Annotated in this window: 20 protein-coding genes; 15 read left to right on the top strand and 5 right to left on the bottom strand. The window is 55.0% G+C overall.

Going from position 1 to position 23,243, the window contains the following annotated elements; all coding sequences use genetic code 11:
• The first annotated feature begins 69 nt into the window (after nucleotides 1-69).
• Together KGP17_RS13435 and uspE are read left to right on the top strand one after the other, a co-directional pair.
• Entirely contained in the window at nucleotides 70-834 is a 765-nt protein-coding gene (locus KGP17_RS13435; RefSeq protein ID WP_021177882.1) for an FNR family transcription factor, read from the top strand.
• Between the two features lie 126 nt (nucleotides 835-960).
• Nucleotides 961-1,923, top strand: a complete 963-nt coding sequence (gene uspE, locus KGP17_RS13440; protein ID WP_021806484.1) for a universal stress protein UspE — start codon at nucleotides 961-963, stop codon at nucleotides 1,921-1,923.
• A gap of 64 nt (nucleotides 1,924-1,987) precedes the next feature.
• Here uspE and fabV read toward each other — a convergent pair whose 3' ends face one another.
• The gene (fabV, locus tag KGP17_RS13445; protein WP_021177880.1) at nucleotides 1,988-3,181 is read right to left on the bottom strand and encodes an enoyl-ACP reductase FabV; all 1,194 of its coding nucleotides are present in this window, start codon (nucleotides 3,179-3,181) and stop codon (nucleotides 1,988-1,990) included.
• Between the two features lie 155 nt (nucleotides 3,182-3,336).
• On the bottom strand, nucleotides 3,337-4,155 hold the full coding sequence (locus KGP17_RS13450) for an IclR family transcriptional regulator (RefSeq protein ID WP_021806485.1): 819 nt from the start codon (nucleotides 4,153-4,155) through the stop codon (nucleotides 3,337-3,339).
• Nucleotides 4,156-4,528: 373 nt separating this feature from the next.
• On the opposite strand from KGP17_RS13450, the gene KGP17_RS13455 reads away from it, so the two are divergent.
• The 12 genes from KGP17_RS13455 (at nucleotide 4,529) to araD (ending at nucleotide 17,002) form a co-directional block, all read left to right on the top strand.
• On the top strand, nucleotides 4,529-6,070 hold the full coding sequence (locus tag KGP17_RS13455) for a sugar ABC transporter ATP-binding protein (RefSeq protein WP_223499599.1): 1,542 nt from the start codon (nucleotides 4,529-4,531) through the stop codon (nucleotides 6,068-6,070).
• On the top strand, nucleotides 6,060-7,145 hold the full coding sequence (locus KGP17_RS13460; RefSeq protein ID WP_059200894.1) for an ABC transporter permease: 1,086 nt from the start codon (nucleotides 6,060-6,062) through the stop codon (nucleotides 7,143-7,145). The genes KGP17_RS13455 and KGP17_RS13460 overlap by 11 nt, the downstream gene beginning before the upstream one ends.
• A gap of 14 nt (nucleotides 7,146-7,159) precedes the next feature.
• Complete coding sequence (locus KGP17_RS13465) at nucleotides 7,160-8,260, top strand: substrate-binding domain-containing protein (protein WP_021806488.1); 1,101 nt, start codon at nucleotides 7,160-7,162, stop codon at nucleotides 8,258-8,260.
• Between the two features lie 13 nt (nucleotides 8,261-8,273).
• Nucleotides 8,274-9,122 (top strand): SMP-30/gluconolactonase/LRE family protein, encoded by an 849-nt coding sequence (locus tag KGP17_RS13470; RefSeq protein ID WP_059200895.1) that lies wholly within the window; start codon nucleotides 8,274-8,276, stop codon nucleotides 9,120-9,122.
• Between the two features lie 256 nt (nucleotides 9,123-9,378).
• Complete coding sequence (gene yiaK, locus KGP17_RS13475) at nucleotides 9,379-10,377, top strand: 3-dehydro-L-gulonate 2-dehydrogenase (RefSeq protein WP_223497745.1); 999 nt, start codon at nucleotides 9,379-9,381, stop codon at nucleotides 10,375-10,377.
• 10 nt (nucleotides 10,378-10,387) lie between these two features.
• The gene (locus KGP17_RS13480; RefSeq protein WP_223497746.1) at nucleotides 10,388-10,867 is read left to right on the top strand and encodes a YhcH/YjgK/YiaL family protein; all 480 of its coding nucleotides are present in this window, start codon (nucleotides 10,388-10,390) and stop codon (nucleotides 10,865-10,867) included.
• A gap of 61 nt (nucleotides 10,868-10,928) precedes the next feature.
• Nucleotides 10,929-11,921 carry a DUF4862 family protein gene (locus KGP17_RS13485; protein WP_223497747.1) on the top strand — a complete coding sequence of 331 codons (993 nt, stop codon included), beginning with the start codon at nucleotides 10,929-10,931 and terminating at the stop codon, nucleotides 11,919-11,921.
• Nucleotides 11,922-12,003: 82 nt separating this feature from the next.
• A complete protein-coding gene (locus KGP17_RS13490; RefSeq protein ID WP_021806493.1) occupies nucleotides 12,004-13,302 on the top strand; it encodes an MFS transporter in 1,299 nt (432 codons plus the stop codon).
• A complete protein-coding gene (locus KGP17_RS13495) occupies nucleotides 13,299-14,792 on the top strand; it encodes an FGGY-family carbohydrate kinase (protein ID WP_223497748.1) in 1,494 nt (497 codons plus the stop codon). Before KGP17_RS13490 ends, KGP17_RS13495 begins: the two co-directional genes overlap by 4 nt.
• Entirely contained in the window at nucleotides 14,789-15,445 is a 657-nt protein-coding gene (gene ulaD / locus KGP17_RS13500; RefSeq protein WP_223497749.1) for a 3-keto-L-gulonate-6-phosphate decarboxylase UlaD, read from the top strand. The genes KGP17_RS13495 and ulaD overlap by 4 nt, the downstream gene beginning before the upstream one ends.
• Nucleotide 15,446: 1 nt before the next feature.
• Nucleotides 15,447-16,307, top strand: coding sequence for an L-ribulose-5-phosphate 3-epimerase (locus tag KGP17_RS13505; protein ID WP_021806496.1), 861 nt, complete (start codon nucleotides 15,447-15,449; stop codon nucleotides 16,305-16,307).
• A complete protein-coding gene (gene araD, locus KGP17_RS13510) occupies nucleotides 16,301-17,002 on the top strand; it encodes an L-ribulose-5-phosphate 4-epimerase (protein WP_223497750.1) in 702 nt (233 codons plus the stop codon). The genes KGP17_RS13505 and araD overlap by 7 nt, the downstream gene beginning before the upstream one ends.
• A 360-nt stretch (nucleotides 17,003-17,362) precedes the next feature.
• On the opposite strand, the gene KGP17_RS13515 is transcribed toward araD, so the two are convergent.
• The 3 genes from KGP17_RS13515 to pntA all read right to left on the bottom strand — a co-directional run bounded on the left by KGP17_RS13515 (nucleotide 17,363) and on the right by pntA (nucleotide 21,562).
• On the bottom strand, nucleotides 17,363-18,322 hold the full coding sequence (locus tag KGP17_RS13515; RefSeq protein WP_059199085.1) for an IS110 family transposase: 960 nt from the start codon (nucleotides 18,320-18,322) through the stop codon (nucleotides 17,363-17,365).
• 309 nt (nucleotides 18,323-18,631) lie between these two features.
• Nucleotides 18,632-20,023, bottom strand: coding sequence for a Re/Si-specific NAD(P)(+) transhydrogenase subunit beta (pntB, locus tag KGP17_RS13520; protein ID WP_021177867.1), 1,392 nt, complete (start codon nucleotides 20,021-20,023; stop codon nucleotides 18,632-18,634).
• Between the two features lie 12 nt (nucleotides 20,024-20,035).
• The gene (pntA, locus tag KGP17_RS13525) at nucleotides 20,036-21,562 is read right to left on the bottom strand and encodes a Re/Si-specific NAD(P)(+) transhydrogenase subunit alpha (RefSeq protein WP_071683463.1); all 1,527 of its coding nucleotides are present in this window, start codon (nucleotides 21,560-21,562) and stop codon (nucleotides 20,036-20,038) included.
• 538 nt (nucleotides 21,563-22,100) lie between these two features.
• Here pntA and ydgH point away from each other — a divergent pair.
• Nucleotides 22,101-23,051, top strand: coding sequence for a DUF1471 family protein YdgH (gene ydgH, locus KGP17_RS13530; RefSeq protein WP_021177865.1), 951 nt, complete (start codon nucleotides 22,101-22,103; stop codon nucleotides 23,049-23,051).
• Nucleotides 23,052-23,243 lie beyond the last annotated feature (192 nt).

The raw sequence follows: 23,243 nt of genomic DNA on the forward strand, positions 1-23,243 counted from the left end.
GCTGTACTTATCACCTGCCGCAAAAGATGTTAAAATTGACTCATATCAATTATTGCGTGAGCTTAATCTATGATCCCGGAAAAACGCGTGATTCGTCGTATCCAGTCTGGTGGTTGTGCGATCCATTGCCAAGACTGTAGCATCAGCCAATTGTGTATTCCTTTTACGCTGAATACGCATGAGCTGGACCAACTCGACAACATCATCGAGAGGAAAAAGCCGATCCAGAAAGGCCAAACGCTGTTTAAAGCCGGTGACGAACTGAAATCACTGTACGCCATCCGCTCCGGGACCATCAAAAGCTACACCATCACCGAACAGGGTGACGAACAAATTACCGGCTTCCACCTGGCGGGCGATCTGGTGGGCTTTGACGCCATCGGTGGCCTGAAGCACCCAAGCTTCGCTCAGGCGCTGGAAACCTCCATGGTCTGTGAAATCCCGTTTGAAACGCTGGACGATCTCTCGGGCAAAATGCCTAATCTGCGCCAGCAAATCATGCGTTTGATGAGCGGTGAGATCAAAGGCGACCAGGATATGATCCTACTGCTGTCAAAGAAGAACGCCGAAGAGCGCCTGGCCGCTTTCGTCTATAACCTGTCGCACCGCTTTGCCGAACGTGGCTTCTCACCGCGTGAGTTCCGTTTGACCATGACCCGTGGCGATATCGGCAACTATCTGGGCCTGACGGTGGAAACCATCAGCCGCCTGTTGGGGCGTTTCCAGAAAAGCGAAATCCTCAGCGTGAAAGGCAAATACATCACCATCGAAAACGCAGACGCCCTGTCACAACTGGCGGGTGCCGCACGCATCAACGTCTCCGTAAGCGCCTGATCCCCTACTGGGCCAATAATTCGCTGAAATTGTTGGCCCAGCCCCCCTCTGCCGCTGTTCTGTTTTTCAATGTTGGGTTACTCTGTATGTGAACAGACTGTTGATCTACAGCTGTAAGGAGGCCCTATGGCGAAGTATCAGAATCTACTGGTGGCTATTGACCCCAATCAGGACGATCAACCGGCGCTGCGCCGGGCAGTTTACCTGATCAAGCGGAACGGCGGGCGGATTAAGGCCTTCCTTCCTATCTATGATTTCTCTTACGAAATGACCACCCTGCTTTCCCCTGACGAAAGAACGGCGATGCGGCAAGGGGTGATTAGCCAACGGGCGGCGTGGATTAAAGAGCAATGCCGCTTCTATCTTGAAGACGGTGTCCCCATTGAAATCAAAGTGGTGTGGCACAATCGTCCCTATGAGGCGATCATTCAGGAAGTGCTGAGCGGCAAGCACGATTTGCTGTTGAAAATGGCCCATCAGCACGACAGGCTTGAATCCGTGATTTTCACCCCGACGGACTGGCATCTGCTGCGCAAATGCCCTTGCCCGGTGTGGATGGTGAAAGACCAACCCTGGCCTGAAGGGGGTAAAGCGCTGGTGGCGGTCAACCTCTCCAGCGAAGAGCCTTATCATGACCCACTCAATATCCGGCTGGTGCAAGAAACGCTCGAACTGGCGCAAAACGTCGATCAAACCGAAGTACACCTGGTGGGTGCCTACCCGGTTACCCCGATCAATATCGCCATCGAACTGCCCGATTTTGATCCCAGCATCTATAACGATGCAATCCGCGGGCAGCACCTGATCGCCATGAAGGCGTTAAGGCAAAAATTCCACATCAACGAAGAATTCACCCACGTGGAGAAAGGCCTGCCGGAGGAAGTGATCCCAGATTTGGCCGAGCATTTGCAAGCGGGCGTGGTGGTGTTAGGTAGCTTGGGCCGCACCGGTATTTCTGCCGCGTTTATCGGCAATACCGCGGAACAGGTGATCGACCATCTGAAATGTGACCTGCTGGTGCTCAAGCCGGATGACTTCGACTGCCCGATCGTGATGGATGAAGACGACGAGCACGACGATGAGGATTGATTTCGGTGCGTTATAAAACAAACAGGGCCCAATTGGGCCCTGTTTGACATTCTGGGGTAGGAAATTAAAGCTCTACCACATCGAAACGCACGTCAGGATTAACGTCCGCGTCATAATCCACTTCTTCCAGACCAAAGCCGAACAGGCGCAGGAACTCCTGCTTGTAGCCGGTGTAATCGGTCAGTTCACTCAGGTTTTCCGAAGTGATTGACGGCCACAGATCGCGGCAGGCCTGCTGCACATCATCACGCAGTTCCCAGTCATCCATACGGATACGGGCATGATCGTCCAGCGGCATCTCTTCGCCGTACAGACGGGTGTGCATCAAACGGGAAACCTGTTCCATGCAGCCTTCGTGAATGCCCTTCTCTTTCATGATCTTGAAGGCCATGGAGATATACAGCGGCATTACCGGAATGGCCGAAGAAGCTTGAGTGACCACGGACTTCAGCACGGCAACGTGAGCGGTGCCGCCCTTGGCAGCCAGATCGCCACGAATAGCGGTAGCTGCGCGATCCAAATCCTCTTTGGCGCGGCCCAGCGTACCGTGCCAGTAGATTGGCCAAGTCAGGTCGGTACCGATATACGAGTAAGCAACGGACTTGGCACCTTCGGCCAGCACGCCCGCTTCTTCCAACGCCGACATCCACAGTTCCCAATCCTGACCGCCCATCACGGTGATGGTGTTCTGGATCTCTTCTTCGCTCGCCGGTTCAACCGTAGCGGTGATGATTTGGTCTTTGTTGGTGTCGATAGCGGTGGTGGTATAAACCTCACCGATTGGCTTCAGTGCGGAACGCACTACTTCGCCGGTATCTGGCATTTTACGCACTGGTGAAGCCAGCGAGTAAACCACCAAATCGATCTGGCCCAGGTCAGCTTTGATCAGCTCAATCACCTTGGCACGGCATTCGTTGGAGAAGGCATCGCCATTAACGCTTTTCGCGTACAGGCCAGCTTCTTTAGCGGCTTTATCGAAAGCGGCCGAGTTGTACCAGCCAGCGGTGGCGGTTTTGCTTTCGCTGCCCGCTTTCTCGAAGAATACGCCAATGGTGGCGGCGTCGCTGCCAAAAGCGGTGGCAATACGGGAAGCCAGACCATAACCGGTAGATGCACCGATCACCAGCACACGTTTAGGGCCATTGGCAATCTTGCCCTGTGCCTTGGTGTAGGCAATCTGACGACGAACATTGGCTTCACAACCGACCGGATGAGTGGTGGTGCAGATAAAGCCGCGAACCTTAGGTTTGATAATCATATGGGTCTAGGATCCGTTAAAGGGATGAAATCGGGACATAAGATAACTCATTGTGTCCCTTTTTTGTGATCTGATGTGTTAGATTGCACAAATGTTGCGCAAATCTTGTTAAATTAAGCACAAATTCCGTCAGGGATCTGCCTTGTTTAGCAAAATCACTCCTGCGTCACAAACCCCAATTCCTGAGAGATGCGCCGCGTGGTCTCCAGCAGCGGTTTCATCAACGACTCTACGCCAACCTGTTGCAGCTTGGCCGTAGGCAGCGAAACCGAAACGGAATAAGGCACCCGTTGCTGAATATCGAACACCGGGGCAGCAATACAGGACACGCCCAGCTCGTTTTCTTCGCGATCCATCGCCACACCCTGCTTGCGGATATCCGCCAACTCCTCATACATCTTCGGCAATTCGGTAATGGTATTACGCGTCAGTACCTGGATCTCCTGCTGATGGGTTTGCCAATAGTGATCCGGATAGTCGCTCTTGCCATAGGCCATAAAAATTTTACCCATCGCCGAACAGTACAGCGGCATATGCTGGCCGATATAGGCACGGGTACGCATCATGCCAGTGGTCGGTTCCAACTTGTAGATCAGGATCACATGATCGTCTTCCCGGCTGGAGAAATTGACCGTTTCCCCCACTTCCAGGTTCAACTGCTCCAAATGCGGTGCAGCCACGTGGATGATGTTCAATGAGGAAAGCGCCTTTTGACCAATAGAAATAAATTTGGTGGTCAGGCGGTAACTGCCTGGGGAAGGCGCCTGCGTGACATAGCCACTGGTATGCAGCCCTTGTAACAGGCGGTGCACGGTGCTTTTGTTCATCTCGGCCAGCTCGGACAGGTGCGCCAGCGGGCAACCATTAGGGAAATTGCTCAATATTTCAATCAGCTGCAAACCACGAAACAGGCTTTGGCTGCCCAGGGGTTTGTCTTTTTTGTCATCTTTTTCGTCAACAGCTTTCAGGCTCATAGCGAAGTCTCTCCATTGTTGAGCCGCCAGCCGTTGCCACGGCGTAAGAAGCGGACCTACTGGGGGAGAATGTTACTCCAAGGGCCGCATCAGGTGAAGTTGGAACGCCGTATCATTTTCAGTAGTGAGGTTAAAACCCGCAACATTCCGGCAACCTTATAAGTGAGTTGTGCGTCACAAATTGACAAAATTAAAAATAATCCATTGTTTATTAAGGAGAATTAAAACCGTCCCGGCTTTGCTTTAGCTCGACGTTAGGCATATTATTTTTGAAATCTGATTTCGCATGTTGAAATTTAAAGTTGATTTAAACAGCAGAAGTTCACTTATTGGCATCGCGCTGATGGCGCGAACCGACACAGGGGTGCATCACATGACTCAAGGCAATGCGGATCAACCCATTCTTACGCTCAGCCATATCGTCAAGCGTTTTGGCGGCAACATCGCGGTTAACGACGTCAGCCTACAGGTGATGCCCGGCGAAGTGCTGGCGCTGCTAGGGGAAAACGGCGCGGGTAAATCCACGTTGATCAAAGTCCTGGCTGGAGTGTATCCCCGCGATGGCGGCGATATCCACTTTCAAGGTAACAGCATTGCCTCGGCGGCGGCGATTAAAAGTGATAGCCGCCAGCCGATTGCCTTTATCCATCAGGATCTGGGCCTGATTGAATGGATGACGGTAGCGGAGAACATGGCGCTGGTGATGGGGTTTCCCCGCCGTTTCGGGCTGATCGACTGGCGAGCCATTCGCCGCCGTGCGCTGGAAGCCTTGCAGGATGTGGGGATTGCCCTGGACCCAGACGCACGTGTATTTGAGCTTTCCCGCACGGAAAAGTCATTGCTGGCCATTGCCAGGGCGGTGGCGGTGAATGCCGAACTGCTGGTGCTGGATGAACCTACCGCTTCCCTACCCGCCAACGACGTACGCCACCTGTTTGCGGTGATCAACCGGCTGCGTGACAAAAAGGTCGGCATGATTTACGTCACCCATCGCCTGGATGAGGTGATTGAAATTGCCGATCGGGTTTGCGTGATGCGTGACGGGCGCTACGTTGCCGGGGGCAATACCGCCGATTATTCCCTGCGCGATCTGGTGCAGATGATCGTGGGTGAAGCGATGGCGGAAGATCAGCGTGAACCGCTGCCGCAGCACCAGCCGCCGGTATTGCAACTGCATAACATCACCGTCGGGGATATCGGCCCGGTCAGCTTTGAATTGCAGCCGGGGGAAATGCTCGCTCTTGCCGGGCTACGCGGCGCTGGCCAGGAGGAGATTGGCCGCCTGCTGTTTGGCCTGCGCCAACGGGACAGCGGAGAAATCCAGTTCCGCGATAAACCTTACTCAGCCACAACGCCGCAGCAGGCTATGGCCTGTGGAGTGTCGCTTGTCGCTGGCGATCGCACCGGCGAAAGCCTGGTGATGTCGATGAGCGTACGGGAAAATCTGTTTATCAACCCCTGCGCCAGCGGCCATAAGCTGTTCTCGCGCTATAGCCGCCGAGCCGAAATCGGTGCCAGTTGGTGGAAGGTACAACTGTTCGACGTGCGGCCAAAGGACGTCAATATCGATATCAGCGCCCTGTCCGGCGGCAATCAGCAAAAAGTGGTGATGGCCCGCTGGATGCATCTTGCGGCACCGTTGCTGATCCTGGAAGACCCTACCGCTGGGGTTGACGTGGGCGCCCGCGCCGAAATCTATCATCTGTTAAATAAATCCCTGGCAGCCGGCGTGGCGGTATTGGTGATCTCCAACGATTTTGAAGAGATCGCGCATATCTGTAACCGCGCCCTGGTGTTTAACCGGGGGAAAGTGGTGGGCGAATTGAAGAACCAACAAGTCTCGTTCGCCAATTTATTGGAGCTGGCCTCTGCCAGCGCTGGGGAAGCCGTTGTGGAGGAATACCATGTCGAATAAAACGTCCGTCAAATCAACGGCGCTGGAACAGCGCGTCAGCCTGGGACAGGACGGCGTTGGTCCATGGCTGATGCAAATCATTACCCGTTATGGCCTGCTGCTGCTGTGTATTGCGTTAGTGATCGTCTTCTCGCTCACCACGCCGTCGTTCGCCTCGATGCTGACGGTACAGGCGATCCTCTCCAGCAAGGCCAAGATCGCCCTGCTGGCGCTGGCGGCCACCATTCCGATGATCGTCGGCAAGATCGACCTGAACGTCGGTTTCGGTATCGTACTGTGGCACATTCTGGCGATCACCTTACAGGTGGAATATGGCTTCTCCTGGCAGATGGCGGTGCTGACCGTGTTGGTCATTTCCGCGCTGTACGGCCTGCTTAACGGCATCCTGGTAGCGCTGGCGGATATCGACAGCTTCGTGGCCACCCTGGGTTCAGGCACCGTGCTGTATGCGCTGGCGCTATGGCACTCCGGCGGGCGGCAGATTGTCGGCGACCTGCCCGACGCCTTTATCGCCCTGCATCACACCGAAATCGCCGGGATCCCGATTGTGGCCTTCTATGTGCTGATCGTCGCCGTCATCCTGTGGCTGATCACCGAACATACCCCGCTGGGCCGGTGCATGTATGCGGTAGGCGGCAATCCGGCTGCGGCGCGGCTCAACGGTATTTCGGTCAATCGCTTTACCATTGGCGCCTTTATCGCCTCGAGCGTGCTCACCGGTTTTAGCGGCGTGCTGATCGCTGCCGAACAGGGCGTAGGCCAGGCCAGCGTCGGGATGGATTACCTGTTACCCGCCCTGGTGGGGGCATTTCTCGGCAGTACCACCATTCGTCCAGGCCGAGTGAACGTCTGGGGCACCGTGGTCGGCATTGCCATTCTGGCGATCGGCATCGCGGGGATCCAACAGTTTGGTGGAGAGTTCTGGGTCGAACCGTTATTCAACGGCGCAACGCTGCTGCTGTCCATCACATTGGCCGGTTATGCCCAACGCCGTCGGTTACTCAATCAGAAAGCAGTACAACGCAGTCAGGCGGCATCTGCCGACAACAACAACCAAAAAGCGATCAATCCTTAATCAGGAGCACAGCCATGAAACATTGTTGGATTTTGCCCGGGATCACCACTCTGCTGTTGGCCACCTCACCGGCCTGGGCAGATGCCTATCTCGATCAGGCCACGGCGGCGGTAGCCAAAGCCACGGCCAGCAGTACCCAATGGGATGGCCCTACCAGCGGGCCGCAGTTGCAGGCGAACAAGAAAATCATCTTTATTGCCTCTGACATGAAAAACGGCGGCGTGCAAGGAGTGCAACAAGGGCTGAGCGAAGCAGCCAAGGTGGCGGGCTGGCAGTTGGAAACGCTGGACGGCGGTGGTTCGGTGAAAGACCAACTGTCGTCGCTGAATCAGGCCATTGCCCAAAAGCCAGACGGGATCGTGATCGGCGGCTGGAACCCTAACGTGGCTAAAATCCCGCTGAAAAAGGCGGTGGCTCAGGGGATCGTTCTGACGGCCTGGCATGCAGTGCCAGAGCCTGGCCCCATCGCCAAATACGATGTGTTCTATAACGTCACTTCCGACTCTAATGAGGTAGCACGCATCGCCGCACAGTACGCGGTCGTGAAATCCGGTGGGCAGGCCAGCGTGTTGATCTTTACCGATTCGCTGTACCAAATCGCTCTGGACAAGGCCAACGTGATGAAAGAAGAAGTGGCCAAATGCAGCGGCTGTAAGCTGGTGGAGTTTATCGACACCCCGCTGGCAGACACCGCCAGCCGCATGCCAGCCATGACCTTCAGCCTGTTGCAGAAATACGGTGACAAGTTCCAGTACGCGCTGGCGATCAACGATCTGTATTTCGATTTTATGGCTCCGGCGCTGAAAACTGCCGGTAAAGGCGGCAGCAATGCGCCGTTTAATATCTCGGCCGGTGACGGCTCCATTTCTGCCTATCAACGCATTCGTTCCGGTGACAGCCAGTCGGCCACCGTGCCCGAGCCGCTGAAACTGCACGGCTGGCAGTTGCTGGATGAGTTTAACCGTGCCTTCGCCAAGCAGGCACCTTCCGGTTACGTGACTCCGGCCCATCTGGTCACCCGCGAGAATATCGCCAATGACGGTGGCCCAAATAACATGTATGACCCACAAAATGACTATCAGGGGCATTACAAAACGATTTGGGGCGTGAAGTAATCAGGAGGCTGAGATGATCGAACAACGACTGGAACGTTTGTGTTCCCCCGCCGTTTGGGCCGAAGGCCCGGTATGGCTACCACAGCAGGATGCGGTGGTATTCAGCGATGTAAAAGGCAACCGCATGTTCCGCTGGGCCCGTAATGGCGAGCTCAGCGTATGGCGAGCGGCATCCAACTATGCCAACGGTAACGCCCGTGATGCCGAGGGGCGTGTCATCAGCTGTGAACATGGGCGACGGGGTATCAGCCGCACCGAGCACGACGGCAGTGTACAACTGCTGGTCGACCGGGTGGACGGCAAACGCTTCAACTCACCAAATGACATCGTGGTGCGCTCCGACGGCACATTATGGTTTACCGATCCGCCGTACGGCATCATCGGCGATGAAGAGGGCTACAAGTCGGAAAGCCAGGTGATCGGCTGCTATCTGTATTGCTTCGATCCCCGTGATGGCTCGCTGAACATTGCCGCCAGCGATCTGCAGCGGCCCAACGGCCTGGCCTTCTCTCCGGATGAAAGCCTGCTGTACGTGGCGGATATGTCGATTATTGACTTCCCTACTCTTGGACGTCGCGAACTGCGGGTGTATCAGGTGGAAGGACGGGAGTTGAAGGCTGGCAGGCATTTTGCCCAGGTCGCACCGGGGATCCCGGACGGCTTCTGCCTGGATAGCGCCGGTAATCTGTTTTGCAGCTGTGCCGATGGCGTGATTATCTTTAATCCTCAAGGGGAACAAATTGGCAAAATCCCGGTGCCGGAGTGCGTTTCCAACTGTACCTTCGGCGGGCCGGAAGGCAATGAGCTCTACATTACCGCCACCACATCGCTGTACCGCATTGTCCTGAATACCCACGGGTAATCATGGGCTGGTCATCACGCAGGGGGAGTTCGCCTCTCCCTGCTTTGTCACGTCTGTAGCACGTCAGTACCCTCAAACTGTGTTGCCGATCACATAATCACCAGGTTAATTTAACTGACTGTTTTTCAATAAAAATTTACTTCACTCTGGCTTTGACTTCATCCCGACAGGGGTATAGCATTTATTTGAAATGCAATTTCGCATATTGAAATTAAAAGAACACAAAACACCCAGTTCACCATAAGGGAGAAGCAGTATGAGAGTGAGCTATACCGAGTTAAAACAGCAATTCAAACGCGTGTTGCTGGCACGGGGAGTGGCGGAAACCACGGCAGATGAGTGTGCCACTCTGTTTGCCGATACCACCGAAAGCGGCGTCTATTCCCACGGGGTCAACCGCTTCCCACGCTTCATTCAGCAGTTGGACGCAGGTGATATCGTGCCTGACGCCGAACCGAGCAAGCTACTGTCGTTAGGCGCCATCGAACAGTGGGATGCCCATCAAGGCATTGGCAACCTCACCGCCCGCAAGATGATGGATCGTGCCATGCAGTTGGCGGATCAACACGGGATTGGCCTGGTGGCGTTGCGTAATGCCAACCACTGGATGCGTGGCGGAGGTTACGGCTGGCAAGCTGCAGAACAAGGCTATATCGGCATTTGCTGGACTAACTCGATCGCCGTCATGCCGCCTTGGGGGGCTAAAGAGTGCCGTATCGGCACTAACCCGTTGATCGTCGCCGTGCCAAGTAACCCGATCACCATGGTAGATATGTCGATGTCGATGTTCTCCTACGGCGCGCTGGAAATGAATCGCCTGGCGGGCAAAAAACTGGCGGTAGACGGCGGATTCGATAACGACGGCAACCTGACGCGCGATCCGGCCACCATTGAGGAAAATCGGCGTATCTTGCCAATGGGCTATTGGAAGGGGTCTGCGCTGTCGATAGTGCTGGATATGATCGCTACCCTGCTCTCTGGCGGTTCATCAGTCGCAGATGTTACCGAAGATAACCGTGATGAATACGGCATTTCGCAGGTGTTTATCGCCATTGAGATCGACCGCCTGATCGACGGCAAAACCCGTGATGAAAAGCTGCAGCGCATAATGGATTACGTTACCAGCGCCGAGCGTGATAACCCAGAAGTCGCCATTCGCTTGCCAGGCCACCGCTTCCCGCACGTCCGCGCCGAAAATCAACGCGAAGGCATCCCGGTAGACGATCGCGTCTGGGCCCGCATTCAGGCACTTTAAGGAGCTGTTTATGATCTTCGGCCATATTGCCCATACGGCAGCAGAACACTACCCCCCGGCGATTGCCAAAGCCGTGGCCTATTTGCAGAACACCGACTTTACCATTCTGTCTGCCGGGCGTTATGAGGATCCGCAAACCGGTTATGTAGTGCAGGTGCTGGATCTTCACACGCAACATAAAGATGAGTTGCGCCCTGAAGTACACCGTAAAAATATCGACGTGCAGTTCCTGGTAAGCGGCACTGAATTAATAGGCGTTGCAGCAGACAGAGGAAATAACGTTATTCATCAGGAATTATTAGCGCAGCGTGACATTATTTTCTATCAGGACGTAGAAGACGAATCCTGGTTAACCATGCAGCCCGGTAATTTTGCGGTATTTTATCCGCAGGATGTCCATCGCCCTGCCTGTATTAATCAAACGTCCTGCGATATCAGAAAGGTGGTAGTGAAAATACCGATAACATTACTTTCCAGCACGAGGAAATAAAGACTGTCTCATAACGTGAATTTAGCCGTTTCATTGATTGCGATAATATCAGGTGAAAAATATGGAAAACACAACGCCGGGCTTTATTATTGGTGCTTATCCTTGCGCCCCTTCATTTCATCAGCTCGAACGTGAGAAGGAAGTTCAATTCTGGGATCGGCTGGCTGAACTGCCGCTGATCCGTGGGCTGGAGCAGCCTTGCCTGGACGAACTGCATCCTTATGGTGACGATTTCTTGCTTAAGCAGATCCCCAGCCACTGGCAACTGGTGCTTACAGCAGTAATGGGGACCATGCAACGACGCGGCAGCGGGCGGGATTTTGGCCTCGCCGCCCGTAATGAGGAGGAGCGCCGGGCAGCGGTGGATTATATCCGTTCAATACATGACAAAGTTAAGCGCACCAACGATCGCGCCGGTCGCCAACAGGTGGTAGCCCTGGAGCTTCAATCGGCCCCCAACCGGCAGGAAAAAGACAGTGCCGCGGCGCGGCAGGCCTTCATTGCCTCATTGGAAGACATTGCCGGTTGGCACTGGGAATGCGATTTGGTGATTGAGCACTGCGATGCACTGACCGGGCCCAAGCCACGCAAGGGTTTCCTGACGCTGGAAGATGAGCTCATCGCGGCACAGGCGATTAACCGCCACTTTGGCGATACGCTAACCCTGGCCATCAACTGGGGCCGCTCTGCTATTGAGGGGCATAATGACCTCCTGCCTTTACAACAGGTGAAACAGTGTCAACAGGCAGGGTTATTGAGCGCCCTGATGTTCTCCGGCACCGCCAGCCACGGTGCTTATGGCGAATGGGAGGATACGCATGCGCCCTTTGCCCCATTCGATGGGAGCCATTATGTTTGCCATGAATCCTTAATGACGCTGGACAGTGCTCGGCAATTATTTAATCAGGCTCCGTTGGCAGAATTAAACTATGCCGGTATCAAATTACTGTCCACCTCGGCACAAGAAAGTATTGAACAACGGATCGCTATTATCAAGGATGGTATCAACGCCTTGGCATTAAGCAGCGGCCTAATTACGACACCAATAAGATAGAACATCACATAATACCCATAAAACGGTAAACAATAATACGGATTTATTCCGAGCCCCCTACATATGCGAAGGTATCAATAACATGAATACTGCTTCTGTTGCTGTTAGCCAAAGTCAGGCCATACCCAAATTACGCTGGCTGAGAATTGTGCCGCCTATTCTGATCACCTGCATTATTTCTTATATGGACCGCGTTAATATCGCCTTCGCCATGCCTGGCGGCATGGACGCCGAATTGGGGATCACCGCCTCCATGGCCGGCTTGGCAGGCGGCATCTTCTTCATCGGTTATCTGTTTCTGCAAGTGCCCGGCGGCAAGCTGGCGGTTAACGGTAACGGCAAAAAGTTTATTGGCTGGTCGCTGCTGGCCTGGGCGGTGATCTCGGTGCTGACCGGTTTGGTGACCAATCAATACCAACTGCTGTTCCTGCGCTTTGCTCTGGGTGTTTCAGAAGGCGGTATGCTACCGGTAGTGCTGACCATGATCAGCAACTGGTTCCCGGACAAGGAACGTGGCCGCGCCAATGCCATCGTGATCATGTTCGTGCCGATCGCCGGTATCCTCACCGCCCCGCTCTCCGGCTGGATCATCACCGCCTGGGACTGGCGCATGCTGTTCCTGGTAGAAGGTGGTCTATCACTGGTGGTGATGGCGTTATGGTGTTTCACCATCAGCAACCGCCCACAGGAAGCCAAGTGGATCTCACAGGCTGAAAAAGACTACCTGATCAAAACCCTGCATGACGAACAGTTGCTGATCAAAGGCAAAACGGTGCGCAATGCTTCGCTGCGGCGCGTGCTGGGCGACCGGATCATGTGGCAACTGATCCTGGTTAACTTCTTCTACCAAACCGGGATCTACGGCTACACCCTGTGGCTGCCCACCATTCTGAAGGGCCTGACCAACGGCAATATGGAACAGGTGGGCTGGCTTGCCGTGCTGCCCTACATTGGCGCCATTTTCGGCATGCTGATCGTTTCCACCTTGTCCGATCGCACCGGTAAACGCAAAGTGTTCGTTGCCCTGCCGCTGGCCTGCTTTGCTATTTGCATGGCGCTTTCCGTACTGATGAAAGATCACATCTGGTGGTCTTATGCCGCGTTAGTCGGTTGCGGCGTGTTTATTCAGGCGGCCGCAGGCGTGTTCTGGACTATTCCCCCCAAATTATTCAACGCTGAAGTGGCCGGTGGCGCACGCGGTGTGATCAATGCCTTGGGCAACCTCGGCGGTTTCTGCGGCCCTTATATGGTTGGCGTGCTGATTACTCTGTTCAACAAGGACGTTGGCGTCTATAGCCTGGCAGCCTCACTGGCGATCGCCGCAATGCTGGCGCTGATGTTACCCAACAAATGCGACCAGGTCGCCGGGAGCGAGCAATGAAATACTGGCTCGGGCTCGATTGCGGCGGCACCTTTATCAAGGCCGGATTGTATGATGCCGAAGGTAAAGAACTGGGCATTGCTCGCCGTAATTTGGCGATCGTCGCCCCACAGCCTGGCTGGGCGGAACGGGATATGCCCGCACTATGGCAAACCGCCGCCAGCGTGATCCGCGAGGTGTTGGAACATAACGGTGTCGCCGCGGCAGCCGTTCAGGGGCTGGGGATTTCGGCCCAGGGCAAAGGCGTGTTCCTGTTGGATAAGCAGGGGAAACCGCTAGGCAACGCCATTCTGTCTTCCGATCAGCGGGCACTGGCACAGGTGATGGCCTGGCAAAAAGCGTGCATGCCGCAAACCCTGTACGAGCAAACTCGTCAGACGCTATGGACCGGCCATCCGGTTTCGTTGCTGCGCTGGATCAAGCAGCATCAACCCGAGCGCTACGCCCAGATCGGCAGCGTGCTGATGGCGCATGACTACCTGCGCTACTGCCTGACGGGCGAACTGGCCTGTGAAGAAACCAATATCTCCGAATCCAACCTGTATCAGATGGAGCGCGGCTGTTATGACCCGGTACTGGCACAGTTGCTTGGCATCGACGAGATCGTGACAGCCCTACCGCCAATTGTCGGTTCTGCCGAGGTCGCCGGGCGCGTTAGTGCTGAAGCCGCGGCGCTCACCGGCTTGCCAATCGGCACCCCGGTGGTGGGCGGTTTGTTTGACGTGGTATCCACCGCACTCTGTGCCGGGCTGCAGGATGAAACCCGACTCAACGCGGTGATGGGCACCTGGTCGGTCACCAGTGGGATAACCGCAACGATCGCTTCCGACTCCGGCTATCCGTTCGTTTATGGCCGCCACGCTGAGCAAGGCAAATACATCGTTCACGAAGCCAGCCCTACCTCCGCTGCCAATCTGGAGTGGTTTTGCCAGCAATGGGGCTTGCACGACTACGCGCAACTCAACCGCTGGGTGGCAGACCTGCCCAAGGCTGGCAGCCAGTTGCTGTTTGCCCCCTTCCTTTATGGTTCCAACGCCGGGCTGGGATTGAGTGCCAGCTTCTACGGCATCCAGGCCTTCCATCAGCGCGAACATCTGGTCCAGGCGATTTTCGAGGGCGTGGTGTTCTGCCATATGACCCACCTGAACCGTATGCGGCAACGTTTCCCCCAGACCAAGGCACTGCGCGTCACCGGGGGGCCAGCTAAATCGGCCCCCTGGATGCAAATGTTTGCCGACGTCAGCGGCTTACCGGTCGAGTTGCCGCAGGTGGAAGAAACCGGCTGTCTGGGCGCGGCGATGGCCGCCATGGTGGGAACCGGTGCTTTTAGCGACTTTGCCGCCGCGCAGCGGGCATTGGCTCCACGCATCGAAACCGTTCTGCCAGATCCCGCTGCTCAGGATGTTTACCACCGCAAATACCAACGTTATCAGGCGCTGGTTGCCACGCTACAAACGCTGCAACACGGCGACTTTAAGGAGGCTTTATGACCATCAAACCGCGCCTGCAACTGGCGCTCGATCACACCCGGCTGGATGCCGCTCTGCAAACGGTCGACCGTCTGCATCCGTACGTCGACATCATCGAGGCAGGCACCATTTTATGCATCAGCTCAGGGATCCGGGCCGTGAGCGCCCTGCGTGAACGTTGCCCGCAACATACGCTGGTCGCCGATCTGAAGGTGGCCGATGCCGGAGCGACCCTGGCCGAACAGGCTTTTTCGCAGGGCGCCAACTGGATGACCGTGATATGTGCAGCTCCCCTAGCCACCATGGCTAGCGCGCTGGAGGTGGCCGAACGCTACCGGGGCGAAATCCAGATCGAACTGTTTGGCCGCTGGACGCTGGAAGATGCCAAAGCCTGGCGCGATCTGGGTATCAAACAGGCGATTTACCATCGTGGCCGCGATGCTCAGGCCAGCGGGCAAACCTGGGGTCAACAAGATCTGGACACCATGAAGGCGCTGTCCGATCTGGGGATTGAGCTTTCGGTTACCGGCGGGATCGTCCCGGCCGATTTGCCGCTGTTTAAAGACATCGCCGTGACGGCGTTTATTGCCGGGCGTGCGCTGGCCGAGGCTGCCGATCCGGTGGTGGCCGCACGTCAGTTTCATACCGCCATTGATGACATTTGGAGATCTTGATATGCGCCAGCATCCGTTGGGAATTTACGAAAAAGCGCTGCCGAAACACCTGAGCTGGCCAGAGCGGCTGGCATTGGCCAAGGCCTGCGGCTTTGATTTTGTCGAGATGTCGATCGATGAAAGTGATGAACGGCTGGCACGTCTGAGCTGGAGCAAAGAGCAGCGTCTTTCGCTGGTCAGCGCCATGTTGGAAACCGGCATCAGCATCCCCTCGATGTGCCTTTCCGGCCATCGCCGTTTCCCGTTTGGCAGCCATGACGAAGCCACGCGGCAACAGGCTTATCTGATCATGGAACAGGCTATCCAACTGGCCAAAGACGTTGGCATTCGCACCATTCAGTTGGCGGGTTATGACGTTTATTACGAGCAGCAGGACGAAGGAACTCTCGCCCGCTTTACCGAGGGTATGCAATGGGCGGTGGGACGTGCCGCTGCCGCACAGGTGATGCTGGCGGTCGAAATTATGGATACCGAATTCATGAGTTCCATCAGCAAGTGGAAAAGCTGGGACTCCCTACTGGCTTCCCCTTGGTTCACGGTATATCCAGACGTTGGCAACCTTAGCGCCTGGGGTAACGACGTCGCGCAAGAATTGCAGCTCGGCATTGACCGCATCGCTGCCATTCACCTCAAAGACACCTTCCCGGTCACTGAGACGTCACCGGGTCAGTTCCGCGATGTGCCATTCGGTGAAGGCTGTGTGGATTTTGTCGCCCTGTTCCGCACGTTGAAGCAGCTCAACTATCGCGGCGCTTTCCTGATTGAGATGTGGACCGAAAAGGCCGACGAACCGGTTGCCGAGATCGTGCAAGCCCGCCGTTGGATTGAACAACAAATGCAGCAAGGAGGAATGACATGCTAACTCTGCCACAGCTCAAACAGCAGGTTTTGGAGGCCAACCTCGACCTCCCGCGCCACAAGCTGGTGACCTTTACCTGGGGTAACGTCAGCGCCGTTGATCGTGAACGCGGATTGGTGGTGATCAAGCCTTCCGGCGTGGAATATGCGCATATGCAGGTGGAGGATATGGTGGTAGTCAATCTGGCCGATGGACAACGAGTTGAGGGTAACAAGAAGCCTTCTTCAGATACCGCTACCCATTTGGCGCTGTACCGCGAGTTTGCTGACATCGGCGGCATCGTGCATACCCATTCACGCCATGCCACTATCTGGGCACAGGCCGGGTTGGATATCCCTGCCTGGGGGACCACTCATGCCGACTATTTCTACGGCGCGATCCCTTGCACCCGGTTGATGACCGCAGACGAGATCGAGCACGATTATGAACTGGATACCGGCAAGGTGATTATTGAAACCTTCCGCCAGCGCGGCATCAGCCCAAGCGCCATTCCGGCGGTGCTGGTCAATGCCCATGGGCCGTTTGCCTGGGGCAAGGATGCGCATGACGCAGTGCACAACGCGGTCGTACTGGAAGAAATTGCTTATATGGGGATTCTTTCGCGGCAGTTGACGCCGGGGATTGGCAACATGCAGCAGGTGCTGTTGGATAAGCATTACCTGCGCAAGCATGGCAAGAACGCCTATTACGGCCAATAGCATCCCCTCACCCCAACCCTCTCCCACAGGGAGAGGGAGCTGTTAGCCCCTGCGCTTTTGGAAGTAAAGAGGTCATCTCAGCAAACTCGATCGCTCCTCCTTCAAAGTGAATGACTACCATTTCAAACACTCTCGAACGGTCCTCATTCAAAGTGAGTTACTACACTTTCAGCCCAACTCGATCGGTCCTCATTCTAAGTGAGTTACTACAATTTCAAACACACTCGATCGGTCCTCATTCAAAGTGGGTTACTACCATTTCAAACACACTCGATCGGTCCTCATTCAAAGTGAGTTACTACACTTTCAGCCCAACTCGATCGGTCCCCTCTCCCTGTGGGAGAGATACCGTCTTGTCGGCTATCCGGCAAGCGGTATTTCCGCATTAAATGTCTTTCCTGATTTCACCACACCATAGGCCAGTTGCAGCAACTTTCGCATCGCCGCACACACTCTTTCTTTGCCCGACTTCCCACGCAACTTCAGCCTTTCTGTTAAGTCTTTAACCACAACATTGTATTGGCCTGCCACTACCGCGGGCATGTATAACGCACTTCGCAGCTCACCGTGCCCCACTTTCGATAACCGGCTTTTCCCTTTAAACATCCCCGACTCACATCGCTGTGGATTCAGTCCTGCGTACGCTACCAGGGCCTTGCTGCTGGTGAACCGACGCAGGTTTCCTGCGAAGGCCAGCAGGCTGGAGCTCAGCATCTCTCCCACTCCAGGGATACTTTTTAGCAACTCGCTGTCCCGTTTCAGGTCAGGGTTATCATCGATGTGCTGACTGATTTTCTTTTTCGTTTCTCGTATCAGTTCATCCAACGTGGCGATGTGCTCATTGAGTGAAGGGACGATGACTGCTTCGGCCACCTCCAGGCGATTTTCTTCCATCTGACGCATCTCTTCCAGGTTCTTAAGATGCCTGACCAACGCGGTCAACTGGCGCTCGCTCAACGGGGCTGGGAACCACGGGGCAGGCTGATGCAGTGCGCAGTAGCGGGCTATCATCGCTGCATCGCTTTTGTCCGTTTTGTTCCGGGCCAGTTCTGTATTGCCGAAGGAATGGATACACGCCGGGTTCATCAGACTGACGTGGTAGTTGTTGTCTGCCAGATAAGTGGCCAGTTCCGTGCTGTAGCTCCCGGTGGCTTCCATACAGACATGACAGTCGCCAAAGCGGCTCAACCAGGCTGCGAACTCGCGGCATCCAGAAGGGGTATTGGCAAACTTTTTGGTTTTATACTTCTGATTGTCCAGCAGTACGGCGACATCAAATTTGTGTTTAGCGATATCAACGCCGACAGGGGTTCTACGCATTATGGCACTCCATAACCATGTCTGAAATTTATCGCCGGACCATCCTTATATGTAGGTGCTCATAGGCACAGGATACCGTTCGGTCTACAAGGCGACAGGGAAATAGACAGCCGGGGCACAATCTCTCCCACGGGCTCATAGGCACTAGGGTTAGGGGGAGCTCACCGGCTATCTCCCGATGATCAGTCGGGGATCTTCTCCGCTAAGGCGGAGAAGATCAAGACATAAGGGTTAGGGTGAGGGGTCAGTTCGATAAAAAAATGCCAGCCACTGAGAAGTGGCTGGCATTGTGTTTTTCCTACAGTGATATTACAGCGCGCGCAGGATCGCTTCCACGCTGGCCTTGGCATCGCCAAACAGCATCTGGGTGTTCTCTTTAAAGAACAGCGGGTTCTGCACACCGGCATAGCCGGTATTCATCGAGCGTTTGAACGCGATAACGTTTTGCGCTTTCCACACTTCCAGCACCGGCATACCAGCAATTGGGCTGCGCGGATCTTCCAACGCCGCCGGGTTCACCGTGTCGTTGGCACCAATGACCAGGACGGTATCAGTGTCCGGGAAGTCATCGTTGATCTCGTCCATTTCCAGCACCACATCGTACGGCACACGGGCTTCCGCCAGCAGCACGTTCATGTGGCCCGGTAAACGACCCGCCACCGGATGAATACCAAAGCGCACCTTGATGCCACGCGCGCGCAGCTTCTCGGTGATTTCCGCAACCGGATACTGCGCCTGCGCCACCGCCATGCCGTAGCCTGGGGTGATGATCACCGAGGTGGAGTTACGCAGCTGTTCGGCCACTTCTTCCGCCGTGGTTTCGCGGTATTCGCCCATTTCTTCTGCGTCGCCGGTTGAGGAGCCATCGGTACCAAAACCACCGGCAATCACGCTGATAAACGAGCGGTTCATCGCTTTACACATGATGTACGACAGGATCGCACCGGAAGAACCGACCAGCGCACCGGTCACGATCAGCAGATCGTTGCTCAGCATAAAGCCTGCCGCCGCTGCTGCCCAACCGGAGTAGGAGTTCAGCATCGACACTACCACCGGCATGTCTGCCCCACCGATTGACGCAACCAGATGCCAGCCGAAGCCAAGAGCAATCACGGTCATGATCAGCAGTGCGAACACTTCCCAACCAACGCTGTTGGTACGCACGAACAGCACCATCAGCAGGAAGGAAACCACCAGAGCAGCCAGGTTCAGCTTGTGACGATTAGGCAGCATCAGCGGCTTGGAAGAGATGATGCCGCGCAGTTTGCCAAAGGCCACGATAGAACCGGTAAAGGTCACCGCACCGATGAAGATGCCGAGGAACACTTCGGTAAGATGGATATTTTCCATCACCGGTTCCATGGCCACCGTACCGTGATCCAGGTAGCTGTTGAAGCCGACCAGCACCGCAGCCAGACCCACGAAGCTGTGCAGCACCGCCACCAGCTCTGGCATTTCGGTCATTTCGACCTTCTTGGCCAGATATACGCCAATGGAACCACCGATGATCATCGCGATAATGATCCAGCCCACGTTACCGGAATCCGGCCCGAGGATGGTGGCGATCAACGCGATCGCCATCCCGGCCACGCCGAACAGGTTACCCTGCTTGGACGTTTCATGGCGCGAAAGACCGGCCAGGCTGAAAATAAACAGAATAGCGGCAACAATGTATGCAGCTGTAACTAATCCACCAGACATTTTTGCTACCCCTTAGTTTTTGCGGAACATCTTCAGCATGCGCTGAGTGACGGTGAATCCACCAAAAATGTTGATGCTGGCGATCAGTACCGCGACAAAGGAGAGGAAACTCACCCAGCCGCCATGACCAATCTGCAACAACGCACCGACCACGATAATCCCTGAGATCGCGTTGGTGACCGACATCAACGGGGTATGCAATGCATGGCTGACGTTCCAGACCACGTAGTAACCTACCACGCAGGCCAGCGCAAACACGGTAAAGTGAGACAGGAACTCTTTCGGTGCCGAATTGGCAAACCAACCGAACAGGATGATCGCCAGTGCGATCAGACCGTATTTCACTATTGGTGAGGTTGGTTTCTTTTCAACTTTCTCGATTGGCGCGGCGGCAGCCTGCTTAGGCTGGGCGGAGACCTGGATCGGCGGTGCTGGCCAGGTAACTTCGCCATCGCGAACTACGGTCACGCCGCGGATCACGGTGTCTTCGAAATCGATATTGATTTCGCCGTTTTTCTCTTTCGACAACAGCTTCAGCAGGTTCACCAGGTTGGTGCCGTATAGCTGTGAGGACTGCGTCGGCAAGCGGCTTGGCAGATCGGTATAACCGATAATCTTCACGCCGTTTTCGGTAACGGTCACCTGATCGGCCACGGTCAGCTCACAGTTGCCACCGGTTTGCGCGGCCAGATCGACAATCACGCTGCCCGGCTTCATGGAAGCCACCATCTCTTTGGTAATAAGCTTTGGTGCCGGGCGGCCAGGGATCAGCGCCGTGGTCACGATAATGTCTACTTCCTCTGCCTGAGCGGCAAACAGCGCCATTTCCGCTTTGATAAAGGCTTCAGACATCACTTTGGCATAGCCATCGCCGCTGCCTGCTTCTTCCTCAAAGTCCAGCTCGAGGAATTCTGCGCCCATACTCTGCACTTGCTCTTTCACTTCCGGGCGGGTGTCGAAGGCGCGAACGATCGCCCCCAGGCTACCAGCCGCACCGATAGCGGCCAAGCCAGCAACCCCAGCACCAATGATCATCACTTTGGCCGGGGGAACTTTACCGGCGGCGGTGATCTGGCCGGTGAAGAAACGCCCGAATTCGTGCGCCGCCTCAACGATAGCGCGATAACCGGCGATATTGGCCATTGAGCTCAGAGCATCCATGGACTGTGCACGTGAAATACGTGGCACGGAATCCATGGCCATAGCGGTCACGTTGCGGGCCGCCAGCTTCGCCATCAATTCTGGGTTTTGTGCTGGCCAGATAAAGCTGACTAACGTACTGCCCTCACGCATTAACGCAATTTCTTCCTCAAGAGGTGCGTTAACCTTCAGGATCAGATCCGATTGCCACACATCGGCTGTATCGGTAATTGTCGCCCCTGCGGCTTGATAAGCTGCATCTTCAAAGCTTGCCAGTTTTCCCGCCGCGCTTTCGATCGCGACGGTAAAGCCCAGTTTCAGCAGTTGTTCTACCGTTTTCGGCGTTGCTGCAACTCGGGCTTCATTGGCCAACCGTTCTCTTGGTACACCAATACGCATAATGTTCCCTTCTCACCTGTTCTGATGATGTTTATTATCGTGTTACCCATAGCGATAGCACCGGCTGGCAAGTTTTTTATCAGCCTTGCCTGTCAGCAAATTAAGGTGCCACCTATAACCTACTGAAAATGTGATCGATGATCCATAATTGCTTACGTTTACCCGTCAGTTTTTACATAAAAATGCAGCTAAGGCTATGACAAATCTCAAATCTGGATGCAAAAACTGTCCGGAAGGCCCTTTTCAACGCACTATTGTGCAGAACCCGCCCTAAGCCATTTCCTGTCAGCCGCGGACAGCGAGCATAAAAGTTATAAAATTGTGAATAATTAACATTAATGAGATTAAACGCTTTATTATTGAAACTTATAACCTGTTGGCCCAACGTGGCTCATCTAGTGTGGCTCGGCTTTGTCGCATCGCATCACATAAAATGCTGAGACACCTGCTAAGGTTACATGGCATAATCTGCGGCTGAATTACACCTAAACTGTTCAGCACGTTATCAACGTTACTGCGCTTGGCGAAAGGATTTTTTATGAAGCTGAAGACCACGATCATCGCATCAGCCTTGTTATCACTTACTGCGCTGTCTGTGCATGCCGCGCAAGAGTTAACTCCTGAGAAAGCAGCGGCCATCAAGCCGTTTGATCGCATCACCATTACCGGCCGTTTTATTGCCATCAATGAAGCTGCCGATGCCGTATCCCGCCGTGCAGATAAAATGGGGGCCGACGCCTTCTATATCCAGGACATCAACAACAGCAACAATGGCGGCAACTGGCGCGTCACCGCAGACGTCTATCATAAAGATGCCCCAGAAGTCAGCAAAGAGACCAAATACCGCGTGATTAACGGCGTGAAAGAACTGCCGAAAGACGAAGCCTTCCTGCTTGAGCCTTACGATACCGTCACCGTCAGCGGCTTCTACCGCAGCCAGCCAGACATCAACGACGCCATCTCCAAAGCCGCACAGAAGAAAGGCGCTGCCTCGTTCTTTATCGTGCGTCAGGTGGATGCCAACCAGGGCGGCAACCAGTTCATCACCGCTTACATCTATAAAGCCGATGCGCCGAAGCGTGTGGTGCAGAGCCCGGATGCCGTACCTGCCGATTCTGAAGCCGGTAAAGCCATGTTGGCTGCTGGTGGTGCAGAAGCCGCCAAGGTCGAGATCCCAGGCGTCGCCTCTTCCGGCTCACCAGCCCGCGACGTTGGCCGCTTCTTCGAAACTCAGACCTCTACCGGCCAGCGTTACACTGTAACCTTGCCGAACGGCACAAAAATTCAGGAAGTGAATAACGTCACCGCCGCGCAGATGGTGCCGTTTGATTCCGTGACCTTTACCGGCCACTTCAACAGCATGACCGACGTCTCTACCGAAGTGGCGAAACGTGCCGCAGAGAAAGGCGCCAAGTACTACCATGTGACGCGCCAGTGGCAGAACAAGAGCGGCGGCAACCTGACCGTCAGCGCCGATCTGTTCAAATAATCCCAGCTGTCACCTTGATCGAAGGGCTGCCACCGTGCAGCCTTTTTTTATGCCGCTGCTGAATAAGTTTTTATCCATTGCGCATAACCAATCATTGCATCTGCAAGCATCTCCCCTTAGAATTTGCGCCAATTTTTAGCTCTATTACCTGCCCTTGCGGTAATTGCCATGACGTTATGGCTGGCCTGCACG

It is taken from the genome of Serratia sp. JSRIV001 (assembly GCF_019968745.1).
In the GTDB taxonomy this organism is placed as follows: Bacteria; Pseudomonadota; Gammaproteobacteria; order Enterobacterales; family Enterobacteriaceae; genus Chania; species Chania fonticola_B.

What these genes read in the sequence shown, in the direction of transcription:
- KGP17_RS13495 (WP_223497748.1), top strand. Translation starts at nt 13,299, where the DNA reads ATGAAATACTGGCTCGGGCTCGATTGCGGCGGCACCTTTATCAAGGCC.
- uspE (WP_021806484.1), top strand. Translation starts at nt 961, where the DNA reads ATGGCGAAGTATCAGAATCTACTGGTGGCTATTGACCCCAATCAGGAC.
- ydgH (WP_021177865.1), top strand. Translation starts at nt 22,101, where the DNA reads ATGAAGCTGAAGACCACGATCATCGCATCAGCCTTGTTATCACTTACT.
- pntB (WP_021177867.1), bottom strand. Translation starts at nt 20,023, where the DNA reads ATGTCTGGTGGATTAGTTACAGCTGCATACATTGTTGCCGCTATTCTG.
- KGP17_RS13470 (WP_059200895.1), top strand. Translation starts at nt 8,274, where the DNA reads ATGATCGAACAACGACTGGAACGTTTGTGTTCCCCCGCCGTTTGGGCC.
- KGP17_RS13435 (WP_021177882.1), top strand. Translation starts at nt 70, where the DNA reads ATGATCCCGGAAAAACGCGTGATTCGTCGTATCCAGTCTGGTGGTTGT.
- KGP17_RS13480 (WP_223497746.1), top strand. Translation starts at nt 10,388, where the DNA reads ATGATCTTCGGCCATATTGCCCATACGGCAGCAGAACACTACCCCCCG.
- pntA (WP_071683463.1), bottom strand. Translation starts at nt 21,562, where the DNA reads ATGCGTATTGGTGTACCAAGAGAACGGTTGGCCAATGAAGCCCGAGTT.
- KGP17_RS13515 (WP_059199085.1), bottom strand. Translation starts at nt 18,322, where the DNA reads ATGCGTAGAACCCCTGTCGGCGTTGATATCGCTAAACACAAATTTGAT.
- araD (WP_223497750.1), top strand. Translation starts at nt 16,301, where the DNA reads ATGCTAACTCTGCCACAGCTCAAACAGCAGGTTTTGGAGGCCAACCTC.
- KGP17_RS13450 (WP_021806485.1), bottom strand. Translation starts at nt 4,155, where the DNA reads ATGAGCCTGAAAGCTGTTGACGAAAAAGATGACAAAAAAGACAAACCC.
- KGP17_RS13485 (WP_223497747.1), top strand. Translation starts at nt 10,929, where the DNA reads ATGGAAAACACAACGCCGGGCTTTATTATTGGTGCTTATCCTTGCGCC.
- fabV (WP_021177880.1), bottom strand. Translation starts at nt 3,181, where the DNA reads ATGATTATCAAACCTAAGGTTCGCGGCTTTATCTGCACCACCACTCAT.
- KGP17_RS13490 (WP_021806493.1), top strand. Translation starts at nt 12,004, where the DNA reads ATGAATACTGCTTCTGTTGCTGTTAGCCAAAGTCAGGCCATACCCAAA.
- yiaK (WP_223497745.1), top strand. Translation starts at nt 9,379, where the DNA reads ATGAGAGTGAGCTATACCGAGTTAAAACAGCAATTCAAACGCGTGTTG.
- KGP17_RS13455 (WP_223499599.1), top strand. Translation starts at nt 4,529, where the DNA reads ATGACTCAAGGCAATGCGGATCAACCCATTCTTACGCTCAGCCATATC.
- KGP17_RS13460 (WP_059200894.1), top strand. Translation starts at nt 6,060, where the DNA reads ATGTCGAATAAAACGTCCGTCAAATCAACGGCGCTGGAACAGCGCGTC.
- KGP17_RS13465 (WP_021806488.1), top strand. Translation starts at nt 7,160, where the DNA reads ATGAAACATTGTTGGATTTTGCCCGGGATCACCACTCTGCTGTTGGCC.
- KGP17_RS13505 (WP_021806496.1), top strand. Translation starts at nt 15,447, where the DNA reads ATGCGCCAGCATCCGTTGGGAATTTACGAAAAAGCGCTGCCGAAACAC.
- ulaD (WP_223497749.1), top strand. Translation starts at nt 14,789, where the DNA reads ATGACCATCAAACCGCGCCTGCAACTGGCGCTCGATCACACCCGGCTG.